This window comes from Marinomonas algicola (assembly GCF_014805825.1).
Classification (GTDB): domain Bacteria; phylum Pseudomonadota; class Gammaproteobacteria; order Pseudomonadales; family Marinomonadaceae; genus Marinomonas; species Marinomonas algicola.
The window spans coordinates 1,477,961-1,496,183 of record NZ_CP061941.1; the positions used below are offsets into that span (position 1 = coordinate 1,477,961).

The 18,223-nt window shown below is 38.8% G+C and carries 18 protein-coding genes; 8 read left to right on the forward strand and 10 right to left on the reverse strand.

Annotation, left to right across the window (positions count from 1 at the left end):
• The 7 genes from IEZ33_RS06620 to IEZ33_RS06650 are packed head-to-tail and all read left to right on the forward strand — an operon-like array spanning position 1 to position 6,101.
• Positions 1 to 927 carry a type II secretion system F family protein gene (locus tag IEZ33_RS06620; protein WP_191602901.1) on the forward strand — a complete coding sequence of 309 codons (927 nt, stop codon included), beginning with the start codon at positions 1 to 3 and terminating at the stop codon, positions 925 to 927.
• The gene (locus tag IEZ33_RS06625; protein ID WP_191602902.1) at positions 924 to 1,787 is read left to right on the forward strand and encodes a type II secretion system F family protein; all 864 of its coding nucleotides are present in this window, start codon (positions 924 to 926) and stop codon (positions 1,785 to 1,787) included. The genes IEZ33_RS06620 and IEZ33_RS06625 overlap by 4 nt, the downstream gene beginning before the upstream one ends.
• Complete coding sequence (locus IEZ33_RS06630) at positions 1,780 to 3,159, forward strand: tetratricopeptide repeat protein (protein ID WP_191602903.1); 1,380 nt, start codon at positions 1,780 to 1,782, stop codon at positions 3,157 to 3,159. The genes IEZ33_RS06625 and IEZ33_RS06630 overlap by 8 nt, the downstream gene beginning before the upstream one ends.
• Entirely contained in the window at positions 3,159 to 3,635 is a 477-nt protein-coding gene (locus tag IEZ33_RS06635) for a TadE/TadG family type IV pilus assembly protein (RefSeq protein WP_191602904.1), read from the forward strand. The genes IEZ33_RS06630 and IEZ33_RS06635 overlap by 1 nt, the downstream gene beginning before the upstream one ends.
• The gene (tadF, locus tag IEZ33_RS06640; protein ID WP_191602905.1) at positions 3,619 to 4,188 is read left to right on the forward strand and encodes a tight adherence pilus pseudopilin TadF; all 570 of its coding nucleotides are present in this window, start codon (positions 3,619 to 3,621) and stop codon (positions 4,186 to 4,188) included. Before IEZ33_RS06635 ends, tadF begins: the two co-directional genes overlap by 17 nt.
• Positions 4,189 to 4,199: 11 nt before the next feature.
• On the forward strand, positions 4,200 to 5,459 hold the full coding sequence (locus IEZ33_RS06645) for a TadE/TadG family type IV pilus assembly protein (protein ID WP_191602906.1): 1,260 nt from the start codon (positions 4,200 to 4,202) through the stop codon (positions 5,457 to 5,459).
• Between the two features lie 3 nt (positions 5,460 to 5,462).
• A complete protein-coding gene (locus IEZ33_RS06650) occupies positions 5,463 to 6,101 on the forward strand; it encodes an OmpA family protein (protein ID WP_191602907.1) in 639 nt (212 codons plus the stop codon).
• 96 nt (positions 6,102 to 6,197) lie between these two features.
• Here the strand turns inward: IEZ33_RS06650 and purD are convergent, their stop codons facing one another.
• The 10 genes from purD to dsbD all read right to left on the reverse strand — a co-directional run bounded on the left by purD (position 6,198) and on the right by dsbD (position 17,294).
• Entirely contained in the window at positions 6,198 to 7,481 is a 1,284-nt protein-coding gene (gene purD / locus IEZ33_RS06655) for a phosphoribosylamine--glycine ligase (protein WP_191602908.1), read from the reverse strand.
• Positions 7,482 to 7,504: 23 nt separating this feature from the next.
• Positions 7,505 to 9,082, reverse strand: coding sequence for a bifunctional phosphoribosylaminoimidazolecarboxamide formyltransferase/IMP cyclohydrolase (purH, locus tag IEZ33_RS06660; RefSeq protein ID WP_191602909.1), 1,578 nt, complete (start codon positions 9,080 to 9,082; stop codon positions 7,505 to 7,507).
• A gap of 82 nt (positions 9,083 to 9,164) precedes the next feature.
• Complete coding sequence (gene fis / locus IEZ33_RS06665; protein ID WP_191602910.1) at positions 9,165 to 9,443, reverse strand: DNA-binding transcriptional regulator Fis; 279 nt, start codon at positions 9,441 to 9,443, stop codon at positions 9,165 to 9,167.
• 90 nt (positions 9,444 to 9,533) lie between these two features.
• On the reverse strand, positions 9,534 to 10,517 hold the full coding sequence (dusB, locus tag IEZ33_RS06670) for a tRNA dihydrouridine synthase DusB (protein ID WP_191602911.1): 984 nt from the start codon (positions 10,515 to 10,517) through the stop codon (positions 9,534 to 9,536).
• Positions 10,518 to 10,674: 157 nt separating this feature from the next.
• Positions 10,675 to 11,997, reverse strand: coding sequence for a zinc-ribbon and DUF3426 domain-containing protein (locus IEZ33_RS06675; protein ID WP_191602912.1), 1,323 nt, complete (start codon positions 11,995 to 11,997; stop codon positions 10,675 to 10,677).
• Between the two features lie 47 nt (positions 11,998 to 12,044).
• Positions 12,045 to 12,929: a 50S ribosomal protein L11 methyltransferase gene (gene prmA / locus IEZ33_RS06680; RefSeq protein ID WP_191602913.1), complete on the reverse strand. Its 885-nt coding sequence runs from the start codon at positions 12,927 to 12,929 to the stop codon at positions 12,045 to 12,047.
• A 62-nt stretch (positions 12,930 to 12,991) separates the two neighbouring features.
• Positions 12,992 to 14,332, reverse strand: a complete 1,341-nt coding sequence (gene accC / locus IEZ33_RS06685) for an acetyl-CoA carboxylase biotin carboxylase subunit (RefSeq protein WP_191602914.1) — start codon at positions 14,330 to 14,332, stop codon at positions 12,992 to 12,994.
• A gap of 20 nt (positions 14,333 to 14,352) precedes the next feature.
• Positions 14,353 to 14,796, reverse strand: coding sequence for an acetyl-CoA carboxylase biotin carboxyl carrier protein (gene accB / locus IEZ33_RS06690; RefSeq protein WP_191602915.1), 444 nt, complete (start codon positions 14,794 to 14,796; stop codon positions 14,353 to 14,355).
• 63 nt (positions 14,797 to 14,859) lie between these two features.
• Complete coding sequence (aroQ, locus tag IEZ33_RS06695; protein ID WP_191602916.1) at positions 14,860 to 15,309, reverse strand: type II 3-dehydroquinate dehydratase; 450 nt, start codon at positions 15,307 to 15,309, stop codon at positions 14,860 to 14,862.
• Between the two features lie 137 nt (positions 15,310 to 15,446).
• Positions 15,447 to 17,294 carry a protein-disulfide reductase DsbD gene (dsbD, locus tag IEZ33_RS06700; protein ID WP_191602917.1) on the reverse strand — a complete coding sequence of 616 codons (1,848 nt, stop codon included), beginning with the start codon at positions 17,292 to 17,294 and terminating at the stop codon, positions 15,447 to 15,449.
• 128 nt (positions 17,295 to 17,422) lie between these two features.
• On the opposite strand from dsbD, the gene IEZ33_RS06705 reads away from it, so the two are divergent.
• Positions 17,423 to 18,214, forward strand: a complete 792-nt coding sequence (locus IEZ33_RS06705) for a tetratricopeptide repeat protein (protein ID WP_191602918.1) — start codon at positions 17,423 to 17,425, stop codon at positions 18,212 to 18,214.
• Positions 18,215 to 18,223: the final 9 nt, after the last annotated feature.

The window sequence follows — 18,223 nt, forward strand, 5'->3', positions numbered from 1 at the left end:
ATGATGAATCTATTTATACTTGTTCTCTGTATTGGTTTGTTATGCATGTATTCAGGAATAAGGACAATAGGGAGTAGATTAAACTTTTTGGATGAGCAAAAAGAGTCTTCTATTGAAACCTCTATAAATGATAATAGCGCCATAGATTTAGAACAGCTGAGTCATATTCCTTGGTATCGAAGAGTGTCCAGAGCCTATTCAAATTTATTAAAAGAGTTGGGGGTATTCCCTACATTAAAGTTGAGTTTGTATTTAATGTCATCACTACTCATTGGCTATTTCTTGAATGATATTTTTTTGAAATTTGACTTGATATATGTCTTACCCTTTGTTTTTTTCTTGAGTGTGTTGCTTGGTGTGCAGTTATTAAATCGGCATGCAAAGAAAAAATTCGACGAGTTTTTTCCTGAAGCATTAAATATGCTAGCTAGTGCTATTTCGGCTGGCGAGAGTTTAATGCATTCAATTATTTATGTCGGAGAAAATATAGACAACTCGGTTGGGAAAGAGTTTAAACGGATGGGAGAGCATTTAAAGATAGGAGACTCACCTGATGAGGTCTTTAGAAAAGCATGTGTGCGATTCCCTTATCCATCGTTTCGTTTCTTTGTGATTACTATGAGAGCGAATATTGCTAGGGGGGGGCAATTAAGGCATGTAATTGTGAATTTAAACAGGATTATGTTTGAAGCAAGAGCCATAGATAAGAAAAAATTTGCTTTAACATCAGAGGCGCGAGCCTCTGCAAAAATTGTATTTTCAATACCATTTTTGTTTTTATTTGGCGTGATGCGTTTTTTAATGCCAGAAAATTATTTTTTTGTTATGGAAGATGACGTTGGTCGTCAAATTTTATATTACATGCTTATTAGCGAAGCTATTGGTATGTTAATAATTTATTTTATTATGAAGGGGGTGAAGGCATGATAGGTTTATACCCTCTTTTATTTATTTTGTGTATTTCATTAGGAGTGATGTTCGTATTTCAAAGCCTTTTTTTTGTGAGAAATAGGAATAAAAAACTAACACAAGCTTTAGAGGGTGGAAATAAAGGAAGTAATATTTTCTTTAAGATTAAGCGTTATATTTCATCTTTATTTAGTATTAATAATGATGACATACAGGAGAAATTTATAGCGGCAGGGTTTTACGAAGCTAGGTTTGCACCGTATTATTTTCCATTAAAGTATAGTTTTACAGTATTGTTTCTTCTGATTGTTTGGTACTTTGGCTCTGATATAGAAACTCTGAATAAAATTATTTTTTCTATGCTTATTTTAATCGGTTTTATTATTGTCCCAGATGCTTACTTAGATATAAAAAAGAGAATTTTATCAACTAAATTAAGCCGTCAACTACCTTATTTAATTGATTTGCTTAGCGTTTGTGTTCAGACTGGTTTAACAATTGAAGCGTCTATATTTTATCTAACAAAAGAAATGATTGATTTTGATAAAGATATGGCATTCATGTTGAAAAAGGTGTCTGATAAATCTCAAATCAGCGGGATTGAAAGGTCGTTAAATGATTTGTTGTTAAGGGTACCAACAAAAGAAATGAGAAGTTTTGTTTTTACTCTTACACAAAGTATAGAGTATGGAACTTCCATTCAGACGGCATTGGATACGTTGGCAAGAGATATTCGTGAGTTACAAGTATTGGACCTAGAAGAGAAGGTGGGTAAGTTATCTGCAAAAATGTCAATTCCTCTTATTTTATTCATTATGTTTCCTATTGTTATTCTTATAACGGCTCCTGGTATTATGAGGATGATGGGGAATGTATAATAAAACATTATTAAGTTTGCTATTTATACTTTTCTTATCTGGCTGTGTGCCGCAGAACACAAACACTAACGAATCAGCGGGAGAGAAAGAGAAAAATGAGTTTCTGATGATTCAAGCGAATAACTATAATGGCTTAATAGAGCTTTATTCTTCACTATTGAAGCAAGATACAATTGAATCAAATGAAAAAAATAGCTTAAGATATAAGCTAGCAAACGTATATTTTAATGCTGGTGATTCTGAAGCGGCATTATTTCAACTAGATCAATTATCTGAGACAAGCATCAACACTAAAGAGCGTTACTTGCTTCAAGCAAGGTCTCAATATAAAGAAGCTAAATATGAAGCGGCTCAAGTCTCTTTAGGCAAAGCTTTTAAGTTAGATGAAAAGTATTCTGATGCGTATAACTTTCAAGGTATTTTGTTTACGGAGCAAGGAATGCTATATGATGCAAGAAAGTCATTTTCTATAGCTCGTCAAAATTCTTTTGATGATGCATCAGTACGAAATAATTTGGCAATGCTTGATATTCTTGAGGGAGATTTTAACTCCGCTTTAAAGATTTTATTACCCATTCTGCAATCTGGACAAGCAGATGATATGATTAAAGCGAACATGGTTTTGATCTATGCAAAATTGAATAAATTTAGTGAATTTAGAGCAATGCTTGGAAAAAAAATGTCTGATGAGGAGGCATTTGAGCGATTTCAATTGATGCATAATTTAGAAATTCAAAAAACACCAAGTAGTGATGTTGGTATTGTAAAAAATGTAAATCCTGTCAAGTTTTTTAAAAACAGAGATGGCGTTTTGATTGTACCAAGTAATGATCCATCAAAATTTTATGATAAGATAAAAGAAAGTGAAGTAAGTTCTGGCGTAGTCTCGACTGATTCTTTGGAATATATGTTAAACAATAATTTATTGTTTCCAGATGTTGTAGTTGATCAAGAAGTAAATGGCAACCTAATTGACAGTCTGTTACGAAATGAATTTGAGCATGGAGAAAGTGTAAAATTTTCTGAAAATGGTTTTGCTTCAGATGAACTAAAAAAAACGCAAATACTTGGTATAACTTATGATTTTAAAAATAATACCCATCGATTTTCTATAGCGTTTTCTGACAAGGCTTTGAGTTACAGTAGTTTTGATCTACTAGCAGGGGATCAGTGGGTTGTGGATGTACAAGGGGCATTCAAGGAACCTAACAGAAATATTTATAAGTTTAATAATGAGTTTGTTGAACAATCCGCAATCTCCGTATATCCTGATTTTGCTAGGATTATTTACAAACTTAAAAATGGCACATCGATTGCCCCAGTATTAACGACTAAAAATAACATTCTCATTGTTGAATGGAAATCAGTATAATGAAGTTTACTAGCGCAAAAAAAAACAAAAAAGGTACTGTAGCAATTGAGTTTGGTATAGGTATTTTTGCTTTTCTTTCTATGTTTTTGCTTTGGGGAGAAATGGTTATGATGGGTTTTTTTTCATCGATGCTCGACTATACTGTATCTGAAGCTTCAAGAGAAGTAAGAACATTGTCTGTAGAAGATTATAGATCTGCTTTTGTTGCTCGAATAAACAGGCAAGATACCTTATGGTCAAATTTTATAGACACAAATAAATTTAAAATCAGTGTGAAATATTATGATGATATCTCATCTGTTGCTGATGATGAAAACCTAGGTGATGACGAAGCAGCTCTTTCTACTTTAGCTGTCTATAGTATTAAATACGATTACACCCCCATTTTTAAATTATTTTATAAAGATGGGGTTGTTGGGTTATCTAGACAGGTTATTAATTTACAAGAGTATGAGCGCGATGAGTTTACTAGATAAGAAAAGATCTTATCATTACCAAAAGGGTAGCTTTGCTATAGAATTTTCCTTAGTGGCTATTTTTTTTGCAGGTCTATTCGTTTTGACTCAAGATGTTATTATTAAACAATCTATTAAAGGGAAGTTAGATAGATTATCCTACTCGGTTGTAAATATTGTTAGGGAAAGAACTCAGCTTTATGACAAAAGTACCGTGATTGACTTAAATCAAGCTAATGATCTATTGAAAATAGTCAAGCGTTCTTTAAATGAAACCATGTCAAATTTTGATGAGTCTAAGCTAGGTTTAGCAATTGAACAGCAAAAATTTGAAGAAAACTTAAGTCCATCACCTATTAGAGTTAATATAGAAAGTTTTAAACTTGGCTTGTATGATTGTTCCCCTGCAAATTCAATTAGCTCAAGAATAAATTTGGCACCAGTGAGTTTACTAGGTAGAAAGGTGACCCTATACCAAGTAACTTTATGTTATCAATCTGACAACTTGTATGGCGATTTGATTGGTGAAAATCATGAGTTAGTTAGATCCTCATCTATTACTGTTGAACGCTAAAGGTGAATAACATGCAATTAAAAACTAAAGGCTCTCAAAATGGCCTTGCCGCTATATTATTCATAATTATATTCCCGTTTATGTTTGGCGTTTTTGTTTTAGGTGTTGAAGGTACTCGGTACTTGCAAGAAAAGGCGCGCTTAGGAGATGCTGCGGAAGCGGCTTCATTGGCTATCGCCGCAAATAATGCAGACGCTAATGCTAATAAAAAATTTGCTTTAAACTTTGTTAATGCCTATAGCCAAGATGCTACATTAACACTTAGTGATATCAACATTGTTGAAAAAACATGTAAGCAAATTTACGGCAGTAATTGTGGTAAACCAGGTGTATATGACAAAGATGGTAACCAGTTTGTAGAGTATAGAGTTTCTATAGATACAAAGTATAAAAGTTGGTTCCCTAGTAGCGATTATCATGCTGGCTTTGAAGAAGATCAGCTTATGGATGCTTCGGCTGTGGCTCGTAAATTTAGGGGAGATACAGTAGATGTGGCCTTTGTAGCTGACTTTTCAGGATCAATGGCATGGTGGTGGGATGGTGAGTATAAGTATAAGGGAGTGCTTCGTGTTATAGAAAATATAACAAAAGAGCTCGAACAGTTTAATAAATTAGATGCTGTCGCTGGTAGTAAATCAAGTAGTAAAGTGGCATTTGTGGGATTTAGTGAATATACGAGGGTGGGGAATCAATACTACTCCAATGTTACATATAAAAATAAAAATAAAAATAAAATTGACTATGATAAAACCGCTAAATATTCATCAAATAGTATTCAGAGTAAGAAAGTTAATTATCAATGGAGTGGTAATTCAAAGTTCGACACTATCGAACTTACAAATAACATCACTTCTTTCCAGAAAGACATAAAGGTTTTTATACCAAGCGGTGGGACAGCATCTTATGAAGGGTTAATAGCTGGTGCAAATGTTATTTCTAAGGGAGATAATCGGAAAAAGTTAATATTTATTCTATCTGATGGTGTAGATAGTAGTAGCTCAATTGGGCGTGAATTATATACAAAACGTAATATGTGTCAAAATATTCGAGATGACCTAAACAGTAAAGTGATTTCCGGTAAAAACGTTGAGTCAGCCATCGTAATTATAGGTTTTGATTATGATATTAAAAATAGCCCTGATCTAACAAACTGTGCCGGTGGGGATAATGTCTATGAAGCCACGAATTACGATGACATTTTCAACACTATTCTGGAGCTAATCTTGGAAGAAGTAGGGCATAACTATAACAAGGATTACAAGGTCGAATAAAAAATGAAAAACCAATGTCTAACGATGGCTCTATTTTTGTGTATTAGTGGTTCTACTTTTGCGGACAATAGCAAAGAAGCACTGCAAGTATATTGTTCCAAAGATAATGGGACGTCACGGTTTACTGTGTCTGTTGGGCAGGCTATCCCAGTATATAATATGCATCAACCTATGTCGTATGTTGTTGGTGAGGCAGTGGATGAGACGATAGATAATGTCTTTATCCAAAGGCTGCAATATGCCGGTTTAACCAGTGAGTGTGCGGAGTATTTGGTAAAAAATGGCCAACTTTCGAAAAATAATGTACCTGGTAGCTCCGTTATTGGCCGTGTCTTTTTTGGTTTTGATCAATCTACTTTAAGCGAAGAATCAAAATATGTGCTTAATGAAGTGATTGAGACGTTACGTTCTGATGATTCAAACCTTATTTTAGAAGGGAATACGGACGCTACTGGAAGCGTCGATTATAATCTTGCTTTAGGTTTGGAAAGAGCTTCAGGCGTTAAAAACTATGTGGTTGATAGTGATGTTGCTCAAACGAAAGTAACGGTTAAGTCTAATGGTGAAGCATTACCCATTGCGGATAACAGTACGTCAGCTGGAAGAGCACAAAACCGTCGAGTGGATATTCTTGTAAACTAACGGTTACATGTTAACGATTGTAAATTAAGTGTCGTATGAATAAAAAAACTCCAATTCAATTTGAAATGGAGTTTTTTTTTGATCTAAAAAAGGGCGTTAGTCTTCTCTTGATACGGCTCTGTGGCCTATGTCTGTACGGTAATACACCTTGTCCCAAGTGATGTTGTTCACAATCTCATACGCCCCTTTTTGAGCTTCTGATACTGTTTCACCTAAAGAGACAGCACACAGTACACGTCCTCCGTTGGTAACGACCTTGCCATTTTCCATCGTGGTGCCAGCGTGGAAGACTTTCTGGTGTGACTCGAGCGCATTATCATGCCCGGAAATAACATCACCTTTGGGGTAGCTGTTTGGGTAACCGCCAGCCGCCAGCACAACACCTAAGCTCGCTCTAGGGTCCCATTCGCATGTCTGTGTTGCTAAGCTACCATTTATCGCTGACAAGCACAGGGACACTAAATCAGAGCGTAAACGCATCAGTATTGGTTGTGTTTCAGGGTCACCAAAGCGACAGTTGTATTCTAATACCTTAGGGGTTCCATCTTTAGCCACCATAACACCAGCATACAAGAAACCTCGGTAACGATTGCCTTCCGTATTCATACCTTTAACTGTAGGCATAATAACTTCGTTCATTATTCTGTTATGTATTTCTGGCGTTACCACTGGCGCTGGCGAATAAGCGCCCATGCCGCCAGTGTTTGGACCTAAGTCTCCATTGTCACGAGCTTTATGATCTTGGCTTGTAGCTAATGGTAAAACCGTTTCTCCATCAACCATACAAATGAAACTGGCTTCTTCTCCTACTAGAAACTCTTCAATAACCACACGACTACCAGCATCTCCGAATGCATTACCCGCAAGCATGTCTTCTACGGCCTCAATAGCCTCGGCTTCTGTTTGCGCAATAATAACGCCTTTACCCGCGGCTAAACCGTCTGCTTTAACGACGATAGGCGCGCCTTGTTCTTTGATATAGGCCACAGCCGGCTCTATTTCAGTAAAGTTGCCATATGACGCTGTAGGAATCTTATGACGATCTAAGAAGTCTTTAGTGAAGGCTTTGGATCCTTCAAGCTGGGCGGCGTCTTTGGAAGGGCCAAAAATCGCCAGATCGGCGGCTTCAAAAGCGTCAACAACCCCAATTACTAACGGTGCTTCAGGTCCAACGATGGTTAAATCGATAGACTTCTCTTTTGCAAAAGCAACTAATTTTTCGATATCGGTTACGCTGATGTCTATATTAGATACTTTGTTTTCAAGCGCTGTGCCTGCATTACCTGGCGCAACAAAGACATGGGTAACCGTTGTATTTTCAGCGACTTTCCACGCCAAAGCGTGCTCTCGGCCACCATTACCAATGATTAAAATTTTCATATAAATCTCCTATTGGTATTAAATTAGTGACGGAAGTGGCGAATGCCAGTAAAGACCATTGCCATGCCTGCTTCGTCAGCGGCGGCAATCACTTCTTCGTCTCTCATTGATCCGCCGGGTTGGATAACGGCACTAATACCGGCTTTTGCTGCTGCATCAATGCCGTCTCTAAATGGGAAAAAAGCGTCAGACGCCATTACAGAGCCAACCACTTCAAGGTTTTCATCAGCCGCTTTAATGCCAGCAATTTTCGCACTATACACTCGGCTCATTTGACCTGCGCCTACACCGATTGTTTGTTCTGCTTTTGCATAAACAATGGCATTGGACTTAACAAATTTAGCGACCTTCCAAGCAAAAAGTAAATCATTCAATTCAGTTTCTGTTGGTTGGCGCTTTGATACGACCGTTAAATCTTTTATTGTCATGACATGATCGTCACGGTCTTGTACTAATAAACCACCGTTTACGCGTTTATAATCAAGCGCAGCGGGTGTTTCTTTTGACCATTGGCCACATGCAAGTAGGCGAACATTTTGCTTCTTAGAAACAAGTTCAATCGCTTCTTTTGAAACACTTGGAGCAATGATGACTTCTACAAACTGACGTTCTACGATGGCTGATGCCGTTTCTGCGTCCAGCTCTTGGTTGAACGCGATAATACCGCCAAATGCAGACGTTGGATCTGTCTGGAAGGCTAGATTATACGCTTCTAGTTGAGTTGTTGCCGTTGCTACACCGCATGGGTTTGCATGCTTAACAATAACACAAGCTGGTTTATCGAAGCTTTTAACGCATTCTAAAGCCGCATCCGTATCGGCTATATTGTTATAAGAAAGCGCTTTCCCCTGCAGTTGTTTGGCTGTACTTATAGAGGCTTCTTTTGGATTTTCTTCTACATAAAACGCTGCTTTTTGATGGGGGTTTTCTCCGTAACGCATTTCTTCCGATTTATGGAACTGAAGATTAAATGTGCGAGCAAAACTTTCTGTTCCACCAGAGGCTTTTTTACCTAAGAAATTAGCAATAGCGCCGTCATAATGTGAAGTGTGCTCAAAAGCTTGAACCGCAAGGTCAAAACGTGCCGATAATGTTAGGCCACTATCTTCTTGAAGAGCATTGATAATGTCTTTATAGTTATTCGGATTGACTACAATGGCGACATCTTTATGGTTTTTTGCTGCTGAACGAACCATAGTTGGACCGCCAATGTCGATGTTTTCAATCGCCATCGGTAAATCGCAATCAGGGCGTTCTATTGTCGCCTCAAACGGATATAAGTTTACCACTACCATGTCGATTTCGTCGATTTGGTGCTCTTTCATTATATCTTGGTCAATATCACGACGGCCAAGAATTCCTCCATGAATTTTTGGGTGCAGAGTTTTAACTCGCCCATCCATCATTTCGGGGAACCCTGTGTAATCAGATACTTCTGTCGCTGCTACGCCAGAGTCTTGCAATAGGCGATATGTGCCACCAGTAGAAAGGATCTCTACATTAAGTGCCGTAAGCTCTTTTGCAAATTCAACAATACCTGTTTTATCCGATACGCTAATTAATGCTCTTTTGATTGGAGTGATTTGATCTTGAGTAGCCATTGTAGTCTCGTAGTTGTCAATTATTTGATTAAACGGTGAGGGGTAAAACAAAAAAAGGGCGTAAATCGCCCTTTTTAAACTCTTATAGCATGCCGTACTGTTTCAATTTTTTGCGTAACGTTCCACGGTTAAGACCGAGAATTGTTGACGCTTTGGTTTGGTTGTCTTTAGTGTAGCTCATTACCGATTCTAAAAGAGGCGCCTCTACCTCAGCTAAAACCAATTGATAAAGATCTGTAATAGGCTGACCATCAAGGTGGGAAAAATAATTTTTTAACGCTTTATCTACATTGTCACGAAGGGTTTGTGACTCTTCAGAAGAAGCGGCTTGAAACGTGTGATTGTGAGTTTGTTCTAACACAGAATAACCTTCTAGTTTAAAGCTAACCAAATTTAGCGCTTTTGTGAGCTTAAATAATTTTAAACCTGTAAAAGCGCTTTAAAGCAAGTTCTACTCAGCGTATTGATATTGTTGAGTAAAAAATTGATGTAATTGTTTTAACTGTTCTTCTGTTTCCTCAATACGATTAAACGTATTACGAAAACTTGAGTCATCAGCCAAAGTTTTTAAATACCAGCCTACATGTTTGCGAGCAATTCGAATGCCTGAATAGTCTCCATAGAAACGATGCAATTTTCTCACGTGCTCAGTAACAAGTTGGGCTATTTCCTGTAACGACGGTGGTGATAGTTCTTTATTTGTTTGTAAAAAGTGGTTTATCTCTCTAAAAATCCAAGGTTTACCTTGGGCGGCTCGGCCAATCATTATCCCATCCACTTGAGTGTAATCTTTCACAAATTTTGCTTTATGAACATCTGTGATGTCACCATTTGCGAAAACGGGAATGTTTAAGCTTTGCTTTATACGAGCAATAGTGTCGTATTCTGCTTCACCTTTAAATCGACATTCTCGAGTTCTACCGTGTACAGCTAACGCTTGTATGCCTATGTCCTCCGCCATTTTAGCAATGGTAAGTCCATTTTTAGTATCAGGACTCCAGCCCGTTCGGATTTTTAAGGTTACGGGAACCGAAACACTTTTTACAACCGACTCTAATATACTTTGAACCAGTTTTTCATCTTTTAATAATGCAGATCCAGCGGCTTTATTGCACACTTTCTTTGCAGGACAGCCCATATTAATGTCAATTATCTGGGCACCTAATGAGACATTAAGCCGTGCGGCTTCACTCATCATTTCTGGATCTCCACCGGCAATTTGTATGGATCTTGGGGAAATCTCAAGGTCATGAATAAGCCGATGTTTACTCTTATTAGAATTCCATAACCGTACATCGGAAGTAACCATCTCTGAGACCGCAAGACCAGCACCAAGGGAATGGCATAATTGACGAAAAGGGAGATCCGTCACACCAGCCATAGGGGCAAGAATTAAAGGGTTATTCAGCGAGTAGGGACCGATAGCGTAGGCCATGTTGTTCCTGTTTATTGAGTTCGGTATGTTAAAGATCTATAACCGTGTCGAGCGGGCGTGAATAATACCTATGCCTTAGCCGTTTTTGAAGTCTTGACAAGCATAATAATTGACTATTTTTTGTTCTTTTTCATATTTATGTTGAATTTAGGGTTGTTTAGTATGATTCGGTGTTTGATGGGTAGATTTCTAATCTATGAGTGACGGCTTGAGCACCCGGATCGTATATTGGAATAACAATGTGTATTGGTGTATTTGGAGGCATATAAGTAATGTCGAGGAAGTCTTTATGTAAAAAATTATTAGGTGAAAAAAGTCGGGCCGCAACCGGTGCTCCGTTTAAGTCGAAGAACTCTAGTGCAATTTTTGGCATGGTTTGGGAATATCGACTGGTGTTTGTCATAATCGCATTCACTAGTAAGGCATTCTCTTGACTAGGGTGACTTTGAATTCGAACATGCTGAATATTGATCGCCGTAATGTCTTCAAAATTAGGTATCACGCAGCCAGTGTAGGTACAAAATATTTTGTAGAAGGGTCTAAACTGGGCGGATCTACTGCCCGTTTCAAAGAAATGGTAGGCGGTTTGCAGCAGTAACGTTAATGTTAAAATAAAGATACCCAATAACCATACTATAGTATGGCTTTTTTTCTCCGAGACGTCTTCATTATTTATTAGCGGTGCAAGTCTTTCAAATGCTTGTTCTTTTGACTTATTGTGAGAATGATCAGTAGAAGACGCTGCTGGCTCATTTGTAGAGTGCGCTAAGGTGTGCAGCGCTTTCATGTAGTCCGGTTCTTGTTGTTCTTCAGTATAAGATTTAAAGTCAGATGGCTTACTCTCATGGTTGGGCTCAGTTCTTTTTGGTTCAGACCTTATGAGGTTTTTAATGCTTTCATTATAAACTTGAGTTTTGGCATGATGGTCGCTTGTTGGTTGCGAAGCACTTGCCTGTTTAGTGGCTTCTTTTTTGTTCCATATGTCTGTATTAGATGATGGATCAAGCTCGGCAAACTCTCTTTCCCATGGGGCTAAATGATTATTGTATGACTCAGAAGCGTCATCTTCTTGTTCGCTATTTAGTTTGTTTCTTTCAATGGCTTTTTTTGACGAAGGGTTTAAGTTTGCTTCACTGTTGTGTTTGTCTATTGGGGATAAATCATCATCATCAAATAGAGTGTGTAACCATTCAGGGTTAACAATAGGATTTTCGTCATTCAAATGAGCGTTTTTAATGACAGAATCAGAATGGGTGACTTCTGATGTCTTCTCTAATTGTTTATTTTTGGTTGGTTCTGTTTTTTCAGACTCCAGCGGAGTCTTAGATGATGAATTTTTTTTCTCTTCAATTGGTTTAGCTTCAAATATATGAAAGCATTGTCCGCAGCGAACTTTCCCTTTCGCCATGGCCAGTATATCCGCCCCAACGCGGAACGCCGTTGAGCACTTTGGGCAGCGTGTTATCAAGCTATCAGTCATACTTCTGTGATTTGTTCCAATTTAAATTATAAGAGTATATCTGTATGTTATTTCTTGGTTCCGACTATCCTAACCCATTCTTCGTGTTCTGTAATGGAGTCTATTATGAACCAGGTGGTATAAGCATCAATTACTTCTTGGGACTGTGAGGATAAAATTCCTGATAAGGCGAGTAGTCCTCCTGGCGCAACCAGTTCTGAAATTGTAGGCGCTAGCTGTGCAAGAGGGCCAGCAAGAATATTGGCAACAACGATTTCGGCTTGTAAATTACTCTCGTATGGGGGCCGCTTTACTTCGAGTCTAGTACTGTCTATCTTGTTTCTAACGGCATTCGCTTGTGTTGCTTCCACGGCTTGCGGGTCAATATCTATGCCAACCATATTTGTCGCCCCAAGCAAGAGACCTGCAATGCCGAGTATTCCTGATCCACAGCCATAATCGATAATAGTCTTATTTTTGCAGTCGATAGAGTCCAGCCATTGAAGGCAGAGTGCCGTCGTTGGGTGAGTTCCTGTACCAAATGCTAAGCCTGGGTCGAGCATAAGGGTGACCGCTTCAGGGTCTGGCACTTCTCGCCAGCTAGGGCATACCCATAATCGCTCGCCAAATTGGATAGGGTGGTAGCTGTCCATCCATTCCCTTTCCCAGTCTTTATCTTCCAAAATTTCAATTTTAAAATCTAATTGAAGATCTAGCTTTTTCGCGGTTGTTTCTAAAATAGGTCTAATGGCATCGACATCGGCATCGGCTTCAAATAATCCGGTTATTTTTGTGTGATTCCAGAGTGGCGTTGTGTTGAGCTCAGGCTCGTAAACTGGGTCATCATTTACATCTTCAAAGGTGACCACCATTGCACCGCATTCAAGTAAAGTATCCTCTAATTGAGGAATGTATTCAGGTGTTGCATGGGTGCGTATTTGGAGCCAAGGCATAAAAAATCCATATAATTTAAAAAAGGCTACTTTATCGTAAATAAAGTAGCCTATGAGTTTACTTACAGACCGAGTTTCTTTTCTAGATAATGGATGTTAACACCGCCAGCAATAAAGTTAGCGTCTTCCACTAAATCCTGTTGTAGCGCGATATTGGTTTTAATTCCATCAATGAAGGTTTCATCTAAAGCAACAGAAAGTCGTTTTAACGCCATTTCTCGAGTCGGAGCATGGCAAATGATCTTAGCAATCATAGAGTCATAAGTTGGTGGAACGGTATACCCACTATATAAGTGCGAATCAACACGAACCCCCATTCCTCCCGGTGCGTGGAAGTAATCAACTTTCCCAGGGCAGGGCATAAAGGTCTTCGGATCTTCGGCATTGATTCTTGATTCAACGGCGTGACCATTAAGGACCACATCTTCTTGTTTAATAGAAAGAGGAAGGCCACTAGCAATACGCAGTTGTTCTTTCACGATATCAATACCGGTAACCATTTCTGTAACAGGGTGCTCTACCTGAACGCGGGTATTCATTTCAATAAAGTAGAATGCGCCATCTTCATACAAGAATTCAAAGGTCCCAGCACCACGGTAGTTAATTTGGATACATGCATCAACACAGGCTTTTAAGCAAGCGGCTCGAGCTTCAGCGTCCAGTAGAGGGGCAGGCGCTTCCTCTAATACTTTTTGATGTCGGCGTTGTAATGAACAATCACGGTCATATAAATGAATCGCATTGCCTTGTCCATCTGCCAGAACCTGTACTTCTACGTGTCTCGGGTTTGTTAGGAATTTTTCCATATAAACCGTACTGTCGCCGAAGTAAGAGCCAGCTTCAGATTGCGTAATGCTGATTGATTTTAACAAGCTTGCTTCACTGTGGACAACACGCATACCGCGTCCACCCCCACCCGCTGCCGCTTTAACAATAACCGGGTAGCCAATTTCTTTGGCGATTCTCAAACATTCATTTGAATCGGTAGGAACGGCACCATTAGAGCCTGGTACGGTTGGTACGCCAGCCGCTTTCATTGCTTTAATAGCAGACACTTTATCGCCCATAAGGCGAATAGTTTCTGCTTTAGGGCCTATAAACGCAAACCCCGAGTTTTCTACTTGTTCTGCGAAATCCGCATTTTCGGCTAGGAAGCCGTATCCAGGGTGGATTGCGGAAGTGTCAGTCACTTCTGCGGCACTGATAATGGCCGGAATATTTAAATAACTTTGCGCTGAAGGGTTAGGTCCAATACAAATGGACTCATCCGCTAAGCGAACATGCAGTAGATCACGATCGATTTTAGAATGAACGGCTACTGTTTTTATACCGAGTTCTTTGCATGCACGCAAAATACGTAATGCAATTTCGCCTCGGTTTGCAATCAAAACTTTATCAAGCATGATAGAACCTATTCGTTGGATTAAACAATAGTAATAAGAGGTTGATCAAACTCAACTGGCTGGCCGTCTTCGACTAAGATGGCACCAATTGTACCCGCTTTATCCGCTTCGATTTGGTTCATCATTTTCATTGCTTCAACAATACATATTGTATCACCAACTTTTACTTTCTGACCGACTTCAATAAATGGTTTTGCGCCTGGCGCAGAAGAACGATAGTACGTTCCTACCATTGGTGAAGGAACGACGTGACCGACCACTTCAGCAGGCGCGCTTGCTTCAGCAACAACAGGTGCCGCTGCAGGTGCCGTGGCTGGAGCGGCGGCGACAGGAGCCGCTGCATATTGTACGGGTGCACCACCGCGATTGATACGAACGCATTCTTCGCCTTCTTTAATCTCAATCTCGTAAATATCGGATTCTTCGATTAATTCAATTAGTTTTTTTATCTTACGAATGTCCATAATAACTCTCTTTTGTCATTGTCAATTTATCCTGTTATCTAACGATACAGGGTTTTATTCTAATTAATAGGTCATTGATTTTTCGTACTCTTGCATCGCAAAATCGAGTGCATATTGATAGCCAAGCACACCCATGCCACAAATTACGGCTCGTGCAACATCTGAAAAATAAGAATGGTGTCTGAAAGGTTCACGTGTATGAACATTGGAGAGGTGAACCTCTACAAATGGGATATTCACGCCCAAGATAGCATCTCGTATGGCAACACTTGTGTGGGTAAATGCCGCCGGATTAATGATAATAAAATCCACTCTGCTTCTCGCTGCATGAATCGCATCAATTAGGGTATGTTCAGCATTTGATTGAATAAATTCAAGAACATGTCCTTTTTGGGAAGCGGTAACGTTTAATTCCTTTTCTATATCGTTAAGCGTCGTGTGACCATAAATTTCTGGTTCACGAGTGCCTAGAAGGTTTAAATTAGGTCCATTAATAACTAAAAACGTAGCCATTCTATTTCCAAGATTTAATTATTTAGCGTGAAATTATCGATAAAAAGCGCGAACTTGTCTAGTTTTGTTGGAAAAAAGACACTGTAATGTTTTTTGATGTCTAAAAACAAACATTAGTAAACCAACTTCACTTCCCTTTATTGACTGAATCCATTTCTAAGAACGCTTAGTCGTTCAATAACTTCTTTTAACGAGGGTTCTCCAATTAATGAAAACTCAGGTAATTCCTCGCCACTTGCTGTTAAAAAAATTAAGGCAGGTGGACCAAACACCTTAAATTTATCCATTATAGTTTGGTTTCCTAAATCATTTTTGGTGACATCTACCCTAACTAATGTGAGTTCTTTTAGCATTGGAAAAACGTCTTTATCGTAAAATATTTCTTGCTCGATGACCTTGCAGCTAATGCACCAGTCTGCATAAAAATCGAGCATAATAATATTGTTGTTTCCGTTAGATCGAATAAAAAGATCCAATTCATCAAGTGACGTTACTTGTGCAAATTTAAGCGTGTCATGATCGCTCGTGCTTTTGGTTGATGGATGTTCTTGAAGAGGATTAAGTAGATTACTTGACCCCGTAGCACCGCCAACAATATATAAAATAGCCATTAACAGAGAGATCATAACGGTTAATAATCGAAGCGGGTGGTGTTTACCTAAGAGGATTGAGTTTAGGAAGTAAGCGGCAATGGCCATCAACCAGATCCCCCAAAGGTAGAGATGAAAGTCAGATGTAATCCACCTAGTGATTAGCCAGATGGCTACAGCGATTAGACCAAAGCCCATCATCGTTTTAATATCATGCAACCAATCGCCTGATTTAGGTAAAATAGAAGGGCCAAATATTCCTACTAGTAACAGTGGTACGCCCATACCTAACGCCATCACAAAGAGCATAAAAGCGCCGTACACTGTCTCACCTTGAGTACTTATAAAAAGTAATACGCCTGCTAATGGCGCTGATACACAGGGGGAAACGACCAAGGTAGCGAAGACAGCACTTAAAACAACCCCCACACTTTTATTAGACGGCTTGTCCCGCGTTTTAACTTGAAGTTTTGACTGTATAAAATTGGGCAGCTTCAGTTCATAAACACCAAACATAGAGAGTGCCAGTGCAATAAATAGAATTGCACTGAGTCCCAATATAACGGGGTCTTGTAAATACGCTTGGATATTCAATTTAAGACCGAAAAAGCCGACTAGCCCGCCAATAAGGGCGTAGGTCAGAGCCATTGAAAAAACGTAGAGCGCACTGTAATAGAACGCAATGAGTGGTGTTTTTTTATGGCCGACCACAATAGCCGATACGATTGGAATCATAGGCAAAACGCAGGGTGTCATTGATAATAACAAGCCTAAACCAAAAAGAGTAAGCGCGGCCGTTAACCATGAATCATTTTTTAATAGACTAATAATATTTGATGTTGCAGAAGGCGTAAAATTCGCACTAGTGGTTTCATCTTGTGGTAATAATTGATTTTTTTGAAGCGGTGCTTTCTCCATTGATGCGTCGTTATTGATGATGTTTGCGTTTGATGGGATGGTGAACTCAAAAGGTTCCAGTTGAGGCGGATAGCACAAGCCTTTATCAGCACAACCTTGATAGCCTATAGCGGCTTGGACAACTCTGCCTTCAGGAAGGGTTTTATCGTACTTGATTTCAGCGGTAAAACGGTCTCTATAGACAGTTACATCGCCGAAATACTCATCATGTTTGTCTTCACCTTTAGTAAAAGGGCTAAAAGAGAGTGTGTTGGCATCTTTGCCTTTTAAAGTAAATTGATGTTGGTATAAATAGTAACCATCTGCGACAATCCATGTGGCTTTAATTGTGCCATTCTTAGGCGCTGCGACACTTAATTGAAATGCTTGACTAACAGTTAGAAAGGTATTTTGAGTAGAGCCAAAAGGTAATTTAAAATCTAATGCCTGCACAAAGGTTGTAATACATAATAAAATGACAGCAATGGTAAAGCGCATGAATTCCAACTTAATATAAATATGTTTAACTTAACTTTAGTATTTATCTTCTAGCGACCTATTATTGGTGGTCACGCATATGATAGACCAGATAAAATCATTAAAGTTGCAAATATAAAGGGGTGGTCTTGAAGAATTTTTATTTTACGATATTCGTATCAATTGTGCTGTTAAGCGGTTGTAGTGTAACTGAAAAAAATATAGCGACTTCACAAAGCCGCTCAAAACCGTTAGAAAACGTCACAACGAATATTCAGAAAGGCATTATATCGGCTAATGATGCGGCTGAGGTGTCAGGAAAGAGTAAAACCGATCTTATTTTAATGGATTTGTTAAATCGAGGCCAGAAAGCGCTTTCTCAAATGAGGTTGTTAACGCCGGAAGAAGATAATGCGAATATGTACTTTCAAGCGGCATTAGGCAGAGATCCAAAAAATCCAGACGCGATTTATGGGCTTGCCCAAATCGTAACCTATTATACTCGTTTCGCATGGGATAGTGCTCAGAAAAAGCAATTTAACTCAGCCAATAAATACATCGAACTGGCTAATTTAGTGAATCCAAACGATCCTTTAATCAAGGAGACGCAAAAGAAAATTTTTGAGTTTAGGCACCATTTAGCCACTCATGTAAAAGTGGATAGGGTGAACAGTAAGCTCAATAAAGCGAAAAATACCAATCCAAACGCATTCTTTTTGCCAAAAACACTTTTTTCGTTACCAGAAGATGAAATTCTTCAGCAGATGCAGCCAATTATTGATAAAGTGACTACTCAAAAATCATCGATAGAAATTAATTGGGTTAACGATAAAGAAGCAAGATTGTTGTATCAAATAATTAACAGTCGAGTGCCTGATTTTCGGGTGAGAGGAATGATTTTTCATCGTCCAAGTTATATGATTGAAGTTAAGCAACAATAGGATAGACAC

Bases quoted from the DNA above. Each gene is read 5' to 3' on its own strand.
- IEZ33_RS06625 (WP_191602902.1), top strand. From the start codon at position 924: ATGATAGGTTTATACCCTCTTTTATTTATTTTGTGTATTTCATTAGGA.
- accC (WP_191602914.1), bottom strand. From the start codon at position 14,332: ATGCTTGATAAAGTTTTGATTGCAAACCGAGGCGAAATTGCATTACGT.
- prmA (WP_191602913.1), bottom strand. From the start codon at position 12,929: ATGCCTTGGCTCCAAATACGCACCCATGCAACACCTGAATACATTCCT.
- IEZ33_RS06645 (WP_191602906.1), top strand. From the start codon at position 4,200: ATGCAATTAAAAACTAAAGGCTCTCAAAATGGCCTTGCCGCTATATTA.
- dsbD (WP_191602917.1), bottom strand. From the start codon at position 17,294: ATGCGCTTTACCATTGCTGTCATTTTATTATGTATTACAACCTTTGTG.
- IEZ33_RS06630 (WP_191602903.1), top strand. From the start codon at position 1,780: ATGTATAATAAAACATTATTAAGTTTGCTATTTATACTTTTCTTATCT.
- tadF (WP_191602905.1), top strand. From the start codon at position 3,619: ATGAGTTTACTAGATAAGAAAAGATCTTATCATTACCAAAAGGGTAGC.
- aroQ (WP_191602916.1), bottom strand. From the start codon at position 15,309: ATGGCTACGTTTTTAGTTATTAATGGACCTAATTTAAACCTTCTAGGC.
- IEZ33_RS06620 (WP_191602901.1), top strand. From the start codon at position 1: ATGATGAATCTATTTATACTTGTTCTCTGTATTGGTTTGTTATGCATG.
- IEZ33_RS06650 (WP_191602907.1), top strand. From the start codon at position 5,463: ATGAAAAACCAATGTCTAACGATGGCTCTATTTTTGTGTATTAGTGGT.
- accB (WP_191602915.1), bottom strand. From the start codon at position 14,796: ATGGACATTCGTAAGATAAAAAAACTAATTGAATTAATCGAAGAATCC.
- IEZ33_RS06635 (WP_191602904.1), top strand. From the start codon at position 3,159: ATGAAGTTTACTAGCGCAAAAAAAAACAAAAAAGGTACTGTAGCAATT.
- IEZ33_RS06675 (WP_191602912.1), bottom strand. From the start codon at position 11,997: ATGACTGATAGCTTGATAACACGCTGCCCAAAGTGCTCAACGGCGTTC.
- purD (WP_191602908.1), bottom strand. From the start codon at position 7,481: ATGAAAATTTTAATCATTGGTAATGGTGGCCGAGAGCACGCTTTGGCG.
- dusB (WP_191602911.1), bottom strand. From the start codon at position 10,517: ATGGCCTACGCTATCGGTCCCTACTCGCTGAATAACCCTTTAATTCTT.
- purH (WP_191602909.1), bottom strand. From the start codon at position 9,082: ATGGCTACTCAAGATCAAATCACTCCAATCAAAAGAGCATTAATTAGC.